General features: G+C 41.5%; 8 protein-coding genes. 6 read left to right on the top strand and 2 right to left on the bottom strand.

The features are described 5' to 3' along the window. Positions 1 to 259: 259 nt before the first annotated feature. Positions 260 to 1,963, bottom strand: coding sequence for a SusR family glycan utilization regulator (locus I6E11_RS13275; RefSeq protein WP_235338637.1), 1,704 nt, complete (start codon positions 1,961 to 1,963; stop codon positions 260 to 262). Between the two features lie 178 nt (positions 1,964 to 2,141). After that, positions 2,142 to 2,993 (bottom strand): patatin-like phospholipase family protein, encoded by an 852-nt coding sequence (locus I6E11_RS13270; protein ID WP_235338636.1) that lies wholly within the window; start codon positions 2,991 to 2,993, stop codon positions 2,142 to 2,144. A gap of 139 nt (positions 2,994 to 3,132) precedes the next feature. Between I6E11_RS13270 and I6E11_RS13265 the strand changes: the two genes are divergently transcribed. The 6 genes from I6E11_RS13265 (at position 3,133) to I6E11_RS13240 (ending at position 12,015) form a co-directional block, all read left to right on the top strand. Further along, positions 3,133 to 4,524: an aminopeptidase P family protein gene (locus tag I6E11_RS13265; RefSeq protein WP_235338635.1), complete on the top strand. Its 1,392-nt coding sequence runs from the start codon at positions 3,133 to 3,135 to the stop codon at positions 4,522 to 4,524. Between the two features lie 120 nt (positions 4,525 to 4,644). Continuing rightward, positions 4,645 to 5,844: a C1 family peptidase gene (locus tag I6E11_RS13260; protein WP_235338634.1), complete on the top strand. Its 1,200-nt coding sequence runs from the start codon at positions 4,645 to 4,647 to the stop codon at positions 5,842 to 5,844. Positions 5,845 to 6,032: 188 nt separating this feature from the next. Continuing rightward, the gene (recJ, locus tag I6E11_RS13255) at positions 6,033 to 7,754 is read left to right on the top strand and encodes a single-stranded-DNA-specific exonuclease RecJ (RefSeq protein WP_235338633.1); all 1,722 of its coding nucleotides are present in this window, start codon (positions 6,033 to 6,035) and stop codon (positions 7,752 to 7,754) included. After that, positions 7,755 to 9,662, top strand: a complete 1,908-nt coding sequence (locus tag I6E11_RS13250) for a RecQ family ATP-dependent DNA helicase (RefSeq protein WP_235338632.1) — start codon at positions 7,755 to 7,757, stop codon at positions 9,660 to 9,662. 106 nt (positions 9,663 to 9,768) lie between these two features. Then, positions 9,769 to 10,347, top strand: a complete 579-nt coding sequence (locus I6E11_RS13245; RefSeq protein ID WP_235338631.1) for a helix-turn-helix domain-containing protein — start codon at positions 9,769 to 9,771, stop codon at positions 10,345 to 10,347. 15 nt (positions 10,348 to 10,362) lie between these two features. After that, on the top strand, positions 10,363 to 12,015 hold the full coding sequence (locus I6E11_RS13240) for an AMP-binding protein (RefSeq protein ID WP_235338630.1): 1,653 nt from the start codon (positions 10,363 to 10,365) through the stop codon (positions 12,013 to 12,015). The last annotated feature ends 220 nt before the right edge of the window (positions 12,016 to 12,235 follow it).

Genomic DNA, 12,235 nt, shown 5'->3' with positions numbered 1-12,235 from the left:
ATTAACAATGGGGTTTATATCCCTTAATATCACATTTTAAAATTAACTATTCAATAATGTCATGTCTTCATTATACAATTTACTTTTTAAAGTTAACACTAAACATTCAAAAATCTCTGATTGCAAAGGTAATATATTGTATCACATTATATAATTTCAAGTAAACCTAAGAAGTAAACTAAAAAGGATACTACACTGTTGATTTTCAACAATATAGCATCCTTAAGAAGTAAACTTTTTTATAATCTATAATGGTACTTCACTTCTGCATTTTTCCTAATGAACGCACTTTTTCAGCGAACTCCTCCTTAGGTATTATCGCCTTATTGCGTGTTTTCAGACGATTGTTGTAAACGGTCTGTGGAGAACAATGGAGGAACTCAGCTATTTTTACACTATCGCTTATACCCAACCTCACCAAAGCATATATTCTAAGTTCTGTATTAAGCAATTCACCTTCTTTTAAAACTACTCTTTCTTCAGGACGCAGCAGAGCATTGAAGTCTTCTACAAAGTCCGGGTATACATGAAGGAATATAGCATCAAAACTATGATAAAATTCTTTCAATTCGCTTTGAACAATAGTGGTACTGGAAGTAAGTGACTTTATATCGTCTATCTGGCCGGCTTTAAGTTTCCGTCCAATATTTTTACGGTATTCATCAAGTTTACTGATATAACTGGAACATATAGAAAATACATAACCTATATATTCCTCTTTGACATAGTTGGATTCTTGCAACTGATTGTTGCTTACTTTAAGCTTTTCATTAACTTCACTCAATTCTTTATTCACCTCTGCCAACATTTGCTGTGCTTCCGAAAGTTCATCTAAATGCTGACTTAGTAAGCGATTACTTTCATCAAGGCTCTTTCGTGACTTCACAAGTTTTCTATACTGAAAATATATAAACATTATTGCCACTAATAAAACAAACGACATTATGCTTACAGTATAAAGAGATGTTCTTAATTGACTTTCCTGTTCTGCGTTTCTTTTTTGATACGCATGACGCAACTTATCCATTACTGATGATATATTTACCACTCTAACTCTATTAGGATACAGCAAAGCTGATTTCAAACAATACCCGATATATGTATATCCCCTATCAATATCGTTATGATTATATAATATGTCAGAAAGTTCTTCCAATGAAGCAATATCACGATTGCAAATCTTAATATCTGCAATAGCAGAATATATTAAATACTTCATATAATTATATTCATCACCCTCATTTCTATACATAACAGATAATGAATAAGAATTTATTGCATCAGAACGCGATGCCAAAGAGGACTCATCTACAATGCGTTTAAGTTGAATTTTTATACTATCACCTTCTACACCTCGTGGATAGTCTTTATAAAGTGATGCGTAGAAACTATAATATGAAGAGTGATCTGTATTTATATATCTTTGTGCTTCGTATTTAAGCTCCGCTTCTCGTTTATAATAAGAATAAGCCAATTCTTGATTAACCCCAACATACTGCCCCAAATGAGAATATAAGTATATCTTGCTATCATAATACTGGAACATCAGGTCTTTATTCAGATTATTTATATCTATACTCTTTATCTCATCCTCCGCATCGCCAAGCAGTCCGGTGGCAGAAAGAAGAAACACTTTATTCAACAGCCATTCCTGTTCCCAGTCCTTTCTTCCTAATTCGCGCGAGATATTGATATTGTCATTAACATATACCATTGCCGAATCGGCATTGTACACATAGTACTCATCGTAGAACATCTTGTTAAGCCACAACCTTTCTTCCGGTTTCAAGGCTGAAGATTGCCTTTTACGCAATTCTTCTATCTTGGCTTCCTTTTCCGCCACATATTTATCGCTACAGGCAAGAACGGAATCAAGCTTCATCAACAAATGTTCCAATTCGGCATTAATAGAATAGATTTTCCCCGAGATTAACAACAAAATCAACATCAAGATATTTCTCATCACATTAATTAAATCTTAAAAGTTAGCAACATTATATATTTATTAAGCATTTAAGCACTATTTAAACATCATTTAAATGGCATTTAATAGTTCATTTTGCGTTCACATGGCATTCATTTCACGTTCACTGAACGTTCACTGAACAAGGAATGAACACGAAATGAATGCTATTATAATACTAATCCTGCATCAAAGGTTTCAGCACCTTTTCGGCACAGATATATCCTTCTTCGTAAAGTTCCGTAAGTTTCTTTATATCTTTCTCTATACGGTTTACCACGACTTTCTTTTCCGGACGGATTGCTATTATCCGGCCTTCATCCTCCATTTTTTCTATCATCTCCAGTTGTTCGTTATAAACCCGGCAACGGTTACTCAGCAGGACCCGCAAGCGTGGATACCGGCTATAAATGAATGACGGCACCTTAATATCCCTCTCTGTTTTCCTGTAGCCTCTGTTTCGGGTAAGAACCACAACATTCTTGTCATACCCCTGTTCTATCGCTCTCATTACAGGGATGGAATCTATGATTCCTCCATCCAGCATAGGGCGACCATCGACATACACTATCGGACAGACATACGGCAGACTGCTTGATGCCTTGGCTATGCGCAACAGGCGTTCCTTGTCATGCTTCTCCTCAAGATAGCAGGCTCTTCCCGTCACACAGTTGGTTGTCACCATCTCAAAGCGGTTTGGATTCTTCATATATGCATCGTAATCATACGGAAGGATTTCCTCGGGAAACAGCTCATACAGAAGTTTCTGGTCTAAAATACTCCGTTGATGAAAAAGATGTTTGAAGCTTATATAGTCATACTTTTCAAGCAAGTCTATGTTGCTGTATTTGGCACGACCTCGCTGATGCGACATATACGAAAGTCCGTTACACGCTCCGGCAGACACTCCTACCCCGTAAGGAAATTCTATATTATTATCCATCATAAAATCAAGCACGCCACAGGTAAAGACACCACGCATGCCACCGCCTTCAAGCACTAAGCCCATTTTACTAAAATCTACTTTCATAACATTTTTCTTTTAAAACAGACACGCCAAATGCAAATATATGTTTTTTCAAGACACTCGAATAGAAAATAAGACATTTTTTTCTTACTTTTGCGACTCAAATATCACAATATATAAACTTCTGTATAATATTACTGCTATGTTTGAAACCTTAACATATCAAAAAAGACGCCAGGCCTTAAGAGAAAGGATGAGCAACGGACTTATTCTAATCCTTGGAAACAACGAGGCTCCGGCAAACTACCCTGACAATACATACAAGTTCAGACAGGACAGTTCATTCCTATACTTTTTCGGACATTCTCACCCTGGTTATGCCGGAGTGATAGATATCGACAACAACGAAGAGTATTTCTTCGGCAACGATGTTGATATGGACGACATAATCTGGATGGGACCTCAGCCAAGCATTAAAGAATTGGCTGAAAGAGTTGGTGTAAGCAAGAGTTTTCCGTTTGACAAACTGAAAGATGTAATCGGTAAGGCTCTCTCGCAGAGAAGAAAGGTTCATTTCCTTCCGCCATATCGTTATGACAACATGATGCTCCTGGAAGACCTGACAGGCATTAAGGCATCAATGGTAAAGACTCATGCTTCGGTGGAGCTGATTAAAGCCGTTGTTTCATTAAGAGCGGTTAAGGAACAATGCGAAATCGATGAAATAGACAAGGCCTGCAACATAGGTTACGAGATGCATACCACTGCCATGCGACTCTGCAAACCGGGAGTATCAGAACAATACATCGCAGGTATCTTGGAAGGTATTGCCGCATCACATGGCAGCATGACTTCGTTCGCTACCATCCTTACCCAGAACGGTCAGACTCTCCATAATCACGACCACAGCCACATATTGCAGGAAGGCAGACTTATGCTTACAGATGCCGGTGCCGAGAACATAAACAACTACTGCTCTGACCACACCCGTACAGTACCTGTGGGAGGAAAATTCACCCAGCGTCAGAAAGATATCTACAATATAGTTTATTCTTGTCATCAGAAGGCTCTTGAGCTGGCTAAACCTGGAATAACATACAAGTCCGTACATTTAGATGTATGCAAGGTTCTGGCTCAGGGACTCAAAGACCTCGGACTGATGAAAGGTAATATAGACGAAGCAGTAGCAGCAGGTGCACACGCCCTGTTTATGCCTCACGGATTAGGACACATGATGGGACTCGACGTTCACGATATGGAGGACCTTGGACAGATTTATGTGGGATATGACGATGAAGTCCGTCCATCCGACCAGTTCGGACTGGCTTCTCTGCGTATGGGACGCCGTCTGCAACCGGGATTTGTCATGACCGATGAACCTGGATGCTACTTCATTCCGGCACTGATAGACAAATGGAGAGCTGAAGGTATGCATACTGACTTCCTTAATTACGACGTAATAGAGAAATATAAGGATTTTGGCGGTATCCGTCTGGAGGATGATATTCTAATTACTCCTGAAGGCTCAAGATTTACGGGAGAAAAACGTATTCCTATCAAGGTAGAAGATGTAGAAGAAATAATGAAGGATTAAAAAGGCAACAAGGCTTCAGTTACAAGTTGACAAGGTTTCCATCCGGATGGAGAACCTTGTCAACTTGTCAACTCGTCAACATGTAACTAAAAAACTTAAAACTTAAAAACTCAAAATAGCATGAACAAATTTATCACATTAGCTGCACTTGGACTTTGTTTCAGCAGCATCAACGCTCAGGAAGCGAAAGAGGAGAAAAAAGCCGAAGAAGGCTTTGTGTTTACAACTATCAAGGAAAATCCTATCACATCTATCAAGAACCAGAACCGTTCCAGCACTTGCTGGTCGTTCTCATCTGTAGCATTCTTTGAATCAGAATTGCTTCGTCAAGGTAAAGGAGAATTCGACCTTTCAGAGATGTTTATCGTACATCACACTATGGAAGAACGTGCCGTTAACTACGTACGCTATCATGGGGATGCTTCATTCTCTCCTGGTGGTAGTTTCGAAGATATAGTAGCTTGCTACAGACAGCATGGTCTTGTTCCACAGGATGCTATGCCGGGTATCATGTATGGCGATTCACTACCTGTACATAACGAATTAGACGCCGTAGCTGAAGCATATGTTCAAGCTATCGGTAAAGGTAAATTCTCAAAACTTACTCCAGTATGGAAAGAAGGTTTGCGTTCTATCTATGACACTTATCTGGGCGAATGTCCTAAAGAATTTACTTATAAAGGCAAGACATACACTCCGAGAACATTTGCCGATGAAGTTCTGAAACTAAATATGGACGACTATATCTCATTGACTTCTTATACTCACCATCCTTTCTACACTCAGTTCAACGTAGAAGTACAGGACAACTGGCGTAACGCACTTTCTTACAACCTACCTATAGAAGAACTGATGGAAGTAATGGATAACGCTGTGAGAAAAGGATATACATTCGCATGGGGCTCTGACGTAAGCGAACAAGGATTCACTCGCGACGGTATAGCTGTATTCCCTGATGCATCTAAGGGTGCAGAACTTACAGGTTCAGACATGGCACACTGGTTGGGGCTTAGCGCAGCCGACAAGCGCAAAGAACTTACAAGCAAACCTCTTCCTGAAGTTACCGTAACACAGGAAATGCGTCAGACAGCTTTTGACAATTGGGAAACTACAGACGACCACGGAATGCTTATCTACGGTTTGGCAAAGGACCAGAACGGAAAAGAATACTTCATGGTGAAAAATTCTTGGGGTGAAGCAGGTAAATACAAAGGTATATGGTATGCATCTAAGGCATTCGTTGCCTACAAAACTATGAACATCCTTGTGCACAAGGATGCAATTCCTTCAAAGATTGCCCAAAAATTAGGCCTGAAATAATCGTAATATAGACTGATTACAAATAAATATGATGCCGGTTTAGTTAATTTTTATACTAAACCGGCTTTTTTATTCTTTCTTTTTCCTAACTTTACAGAATGAAACTTGACCGGATAATTTACAGTCCGGCAAATTCGGGAACAAAGTTCCTAAAACATCCACTTAAGAAAAAGAAAAAAACTATATAAATGAAATACAAATGGAATTATCAACCTCCTACTCTAGAGCAAAGAGAAGAAGCCAGAGCTTTGGCCAAGGAAATAGGGATTAGTCCCATTCTTTGCCACTTATTGCAACAGAGGGGCATAAAAACGGCCGATGCGGTAAAGAAGTTTTTCCGACCGCAACTGCATGACTTGCACGACCCGTTCCTTATGAACGACATGGAAGCGGCTGTGGAAAGGCTCAACAAGGCAATGGGCAGGAAAGAACGTATCCTGATATATGGCGACTATGACGTGGACGGCACTACTGCCGTGGCACTGGTTTATAAGTTTCTGCAGCAATTCTACTCAAACATAGACTATTATATTCCTGACAGATACAACGAAGGATATGGAGTGACTATAAAGGGAGTGGACTATGCCTATGAAACCGATGTCAAACTTGTCATTGTTCTGGACTGCGGAATAAAGGCAGTGGAGGAAATAGCTTATGCTAAAGAAAAAGGAATAGACTTCATTATCTGCGACCATCATGTACCGGACGATGTACTGCCTGATGCTGTCGCTATCCTCAATCCCAAAAGAGCAGATTCTACCTACCCATATGAACATCTATCCGGATGTGGTGTGGGATTCAAGTTCATGCAGGCATTTGCATTGAACAACGGTATCGAATTTCACCAACTGACCCCTCTGCTTGATCTGGTAGCCGTAAGTATAGCTTCGGACATTGTTCCTATAATGGGAGAAAACAGAATTCTGGCATACCACGGACTGAGACAGCTTAATGCAAATCCATGTATGGGACTCAAAGCCATAATCGATGTGTGCGGACTTACCGAAAAGGAAATAAACATGAGCGACATCGTGTTCAAGATAGGGCCTAGAATAAATGCTTCCGGAAGAATCCAGAAGGGTAAAGAGGCTGTGGACCTGCTGATAGAAAAAGACTTCAAGCAAGCCCATGAAAAAGGGAACCTTATCAACGGATACAACGAACTCCGCAAAGATCTGGACAAGAGTATGACCGAAGAGGCAAACAAGATTGTAGATTCACTTGAAAACCTTTCGGAAAGAAGGAGTATAGTGATATACAATGAGGAGTGGCACAAAGGTGTGATAGGTATAGTTGCTTCACGACTCACTGAGATCTACTACCGCCCGGCAGTGGTACTAACCCGTACTGAGGGCCTTGCCACAGGTTCGGCACGTTCGGTTTCCGGTTTCGATGTCTACAGTGCAATAGAGCATTGCCGTGACCTTCTGGAGAACTTCGGCGGACACACATACGCTGCCGGACTATCTATGAAAGTGGAGAATGTAGAAGAATTTACAAGACGTTTCGAGGAATATGTAACAAATCACATATTACCGGAACAGACCAGTGCAACAATAGATATTGACGCACAACTAGACTTCCGGGATATCACTCCGAAATTCTTTTTCGACCTGAAAAAGTTCAACCCATTCGGGCCTGGAAACCACAAACCGGTGTTTGCTACACTGAATGTGTACGACTATGGCACAAGTAAGGTTGTGGGACGCGAACAGGAGCATATCAAGATGGAGCTGGTGGACAACAAATCGAACAACGTTATGAATGGAATCGCTTTCGGGCAAAGCTCGCAAGTGAGATACATCAAGACAAAGCAATCGTTCAACATCTGCTACACGATAGAGGAAAATTCACACAAGCGCGGTGACATTCAGTTACAGATAGAAGACATTAAGCCAAGCGGATTTTAAATGATAGAGGAATACCGTAAAATACTTAAGGACTATTGGGGATATGACAACTTCCGCGGAATACAGGAAGATATTATCCTAAGCATAGGAAGCGGACGCGACACACTTGGACTAATGCCTACAGGAGGTGGAAAATCCATAACATTCCAAGTTCCTGCCCTGGCAAAAGACGGATTGTGCATTGTCATAACTCCACTGATAGCCTTAATGAAAGACCAGGTGAGAAACCTTCGCGAGCGCGGTATCAAGGCCATTGCCATTTATTCCGGCATGACCCGCGAAGAAATAATAATAGCACTTGAAAACTGTATTTTCGGTAATTACAAATTTCTGTATATCTCGCCTGAAAGACTTGACACGGAAATTTTCCGAATCAAACTCCGCAGTATGAAAGTCAGCATGATAACTGTTGACGAATCGCACTGCATATCACAATGGGGCTACGATTTCCGCCCCGCATATCTCAAGATTTCAGAAATAAGAAACTTGTTGCCGGACATTCCTGTTCTGGCACTTACAGCCACAGCCACTCCCGAAGTGGTGAAGGACATTCAGCAACGCCTTGCCTTCAAGGAAGAGAATGTGTTCCGCATGAGTTTCGAACGCAAGAACCTTGCATATATTGTCCGTAAAACAGAGAATAAGCAGGAAGAACTTCTTCACATTCTGAAGCATGTACAAGGTTCAGCAATAGTATATGCCCACAACCGCAAGCGTACGAAAGAATACTCACAAATGCTGAATGAAAACGGCATAACGGCTACATTCTATCATGCCGGACTCAATAACGACACGAAGGATCAGCGCCAAAAATCGTGGGTGAAAGGCGAAACACGTGTAATGGTTGCCACCAACGCATTCGGTATGGGAATAGACAAACCGGATGTAAGACTAGTGGTGCACATTGATATACCCGACTCTCCCGAAGCATATTTCCAGGAAGCAGGACGTGGTGGACGCGACGGTGAAAAAGCATATGCAGTATTGCTATATGCCAAAAGTGACAAAGCCACTCTAAAGAAAAGAATAACAGATACATTTCCGGATAAAGAATATATACGTACAGTTTACGAACATCTGAACTATTACTATCAGATGGCAATGGGCGACGGGCTTGGCTGTACTAGAGAGTTCAATATCGACGAGTTCTGCCGAAACTTCAAGCACTTTCCTATCCAGGTGGACAGCGCACTGAAAATACTTACACGTGCGGGATATCTGGAATACACAGACGAGCAGGACAACAATTCGCGCCTGATGTTTACACTGACAAAAGAGGAACTATACCGCATACATGAAACCAGTCCGGAAACAGAGAAACTTATAAATGTGATACTACGCTCATATACAGGACTTTTCACCGAGTATGCCTATATAAACGAAGAAACACTCTCCCTGCGCACAGGAATGACACGCCAGCAGGTATACGACACACTGATTTCACTTACCCGCCGACGCATACTACATTATATTCCGGGCAAGAAGACTCCTTATATTATATATACACGCGAAAGACAGGAAGCCAACCGCCTTGTTTTCTCAAAAGAAGTATACGAAGACAGAAAAGAAAGTTTCATACACCGTATAGAGGCCATGACTGAATATGCAGAGTGCGACGACAAATGCCGTAGCCGCATGCTGTTATTATATTTCGGCGAAAAGAACGAGCATAACTGCGGACAGTGCGACGTATGTCTTTCATCACATTCTTCCGGCATCAAACAGGGAGTGTTCGACGATATATCAAGAGCCATTGAAGAAGCCCTTAAAGAAAATGAAATGACAACATCCGCACTTATAGAAAATTTAGAGGGTTATGACAGAAAAAATGTAACAAAAGTTTTGTCATATCTTTTGGCAGAAGAAATCATACTTCAGAAAAACGGCAAACTTTTGCTGCCAAAATAATCTTATTAAACATATTATAGCTACAAAAAGTAAGAAAAAACCATTGTGTTATAAAATTTTGATTATATTTGCGCTTACAAACATATAAATCAAAACTTATTTCATCATGGATTACACTAATATCATCGGCGAGAAAATCAAATCGCTAAGAAGCATAAAAGAAATCAGTATAGAAGAATTGGCAGAAAGCACTGGCCTGTCTACAGATCAGATTACACGTATTGAAGAAAATGTCGACATTCCGTCGCTTGCTCCGCTTATCAAAATAGCACGTGCACTCGGTGTACGTCTCGGTACATTTCTTGACGACCAGGACAGCGAGTCCGGTCCGGTGGTATGCCGCAGAGGGGAAGCCGACGACACTATCAGTTTCTCAAACAATGCTACCGACTCACGCCAGCACATGCACTATCACTCACTTTCGCGCAGCAAGACTGACCGCCACATGGAGCCTTTCATAATAGATATTGACGAGAATAAGGAAACCGTGTTCAACCAGTCGGCTCACGAGGGAGAAGAATTCATTATGGTGTTGAAAGGTATGGTGGAAATCACTTACGGAAAGAACACTTACATTCTTGAAGAAGGCGATACTATATATTACGACTCTATCGTTCCACACCATGTTCATGCCTACGAAGGTCAGGCAGCACGCATTCTTGCAGTAATCTATACACCAATCTAATAAAAGCCGGAAACCATGTTACAGTTATCAGAAAGAACACTTGGCGACTGGCTCGAACATTGGGCCGAAGTCACCCCCGACAAAGAATATATAGTTTACTCCGACCGCAACTTGCGCTTCACATGGAGCCAGTTCAACAAGCGTGTGGACAATATGGCGAAAGGTCTGCTTGCCATCGGAGTGGAAAAAGGTACCCACGTAGGTATTTGGGCAGGAAATGTGCCTGACTGGCTGACATTCCTGTATGCATGTGCCAAGATTGGTGCAGTGGCAGTCACTGTAAATACCAACTACAAGCAAGCCGAGCTGGAATATCTGTGCCAAAACTCTGATATGCATACTCTCTGTATCGTAAACGGTGAAAAAGACAGCGACTTCGTACAGATGACATATAATATGCTCCCTGAGTTGAAGACTTTCAGCCGTGGTCACATGAAGAGCAAACGTTTCCCATGTATGCGCAACGTAGTCTACATAGGTCAGGAGAAATTCAGAGGAATGTACAACACTCCGGAAATACTTCTTTTGGGAAACAACATAGACGATGAAGTTCTTGAGAACACAAAAAAACAGGTCAGCTGTCACGACACAGTAAATATGCAATACACCTCTGGAACAACAGGTTTCCCTAAGGGAGTTATGTTGAGTCATTACAACATAGCCAACAACGGTTTCCTCACAGGCGAACACATGAAATTCACTTCGGACGATAAGTTGTGCGTATGTGTACCTCTCTTCCACTGCTTCGGTGTAGTGCTAGCCACAATGAACTGCCTAACTCACGGATGTACGCAGGTAATGCTGGAACGTTTCGATCCCCTACTCGTACTTGCATCTGTGCATAAAGAACGCTGTACGGCACTCTACGGTGTACCGACAATGTTTATTGCCGAACTCCACCACCCTATGTTCGAGATGTTCGACCTAAGCAGTCTGCGCACCGGTATCATGGCAGGTTCGCTCTGTCCAGTGGAACTGATGCGCCAGGTTGAAGAAAAGATGTTCATGCGTGTAACCAGTGTTTACGGTTTGACAGAAGCATCTCCGGGAATGACACATACCCGCATAGATGACCCGTTCGAAGTACGCTGTACAACCGTAGGACGTGATTTCGAATTCACAGAAGTGAAAGTTCTCGACCCTGAAACAGGTGAAGAATGTCCGGTAGGGGTTCAGGGAGAAATGTGTAACCGTGGTTACAACACTATGCAGGGTTACTACAAGAATCCACAGGCAACAGCCGAAGTTATAGACAAGAATGGTTTCCTCCACTCTGGCGACCTAGGAGTGAAAGACGAGGATGGCAACTACCGTATAACAGGACGTATCAAGGACATGATAATCCGCGGTGGAGAGAATATCTATCCGCGCGAAATAGAGGAATTCCTCTACCAGATGCCGGGTATAAAGGATGTACAGGTAGCAGGAATACCATCGAAGAAGTACGGCGAGGCAGTAGGTGCATTTATCATTCTGCATGAAGGATGCGAAATGAACGAATTCGATGTGCGCGAGTTCTGCCAGGGCAAGATTGCAAGATACAAGATACCGAAATATATCTTCTTCGTAGACGGTTTCCCTCTGACAGGAAGCGGAAAGATACAGAAATTCAAACTGAAGGACATAGGTCTGGAACTCTGCAAACAGAAAGGTATTGAAATAATCTGACATTAATACCTTATAATAAAAACAACTTAAATACTAAAAAATCAGACTTAAAATAAACCATGTAAAAACATGGGCAAGTTTGAATTTAAACATGAGGGTGTGTCAAAATGCATGCCCTCTTTTTTTTATGACAAAGCCTCGACTTTCCCAAGCCGAGGCTTTGTTATGTCCTAAAGATTTTGTATCTTTAAGCATAATCAAAACTAATATGGCAAAGATA

Origin of the sequence: Bacteroides caecigallinarum (assembly GCF_021531075.1) — a bacterium.
Classification (GTDB): domain Bacteria; phylum Bacteroidota; class Bacteroidia; order Bacteroidales; family Bacteroidaceae; genus Phocaeicola; species Phocaeicola caecigallinarum_B.
Note: the sequence above shows the minus strand (reverse complement) of the source record. Positions and strands in the feature narration are given on the sequence as shown.

Coding starts and splice junctions, on each gene's coding strand:
- I6E11_RS13265 (WP_235338635.1), top strand. CDS start 3,133: ATGTTTGAAACCTTAACATATCAAAAAAGACGCCAGGCCTTAAGAGAA.
- recJ (WP_235338633.1), top strand. CDS start 6,033: ATGAAATACAAATGGAATTATCAACCTCCTACTCTAGAGCAAAGAGAA.
- I6E11_RS13260 (WP_235338634.1), top strand. CDS start 4,645: ATGAACAAATTTATCACATTAGCTGCACTTGGACTTTGTTTCAGCAGC.
- I6E11_RS13275 (WP_235338637.1), bottom strand. CDS start 1,963: ATGAGAAATATCTTGATGTTGATTTTGTTGTTAATCTCGGGGAAAATC.
- I6E11_RS13240 (WP_235338630.1), top strand. CDS start 10,363: ATGTTACAGTTATCAGAAAGAACACTTGGCGACTGGCTCGAACATTGG.
- I6E11_RS13250 (WP_235338632.1), top strand. CDS start 7,755: ATGATAGAGGAATACCGTAAAATACTTAAGGACTATTGGGGATATGAC.
- I6E11_RS13270 (WP_235338636.1), bottom strand. CDS start 2,993: ATGAAAGTAGATTTTAGTAAAATGGGCTTAGTGCTTGAAGGCGGTGGC.
- I6E11_RS13245 (WP_235338631.1), top strand. CDS start 9,769: ATGGATTACACTAATATCATCGGCGAGAAAATCAAATCGCTAAGAAGC.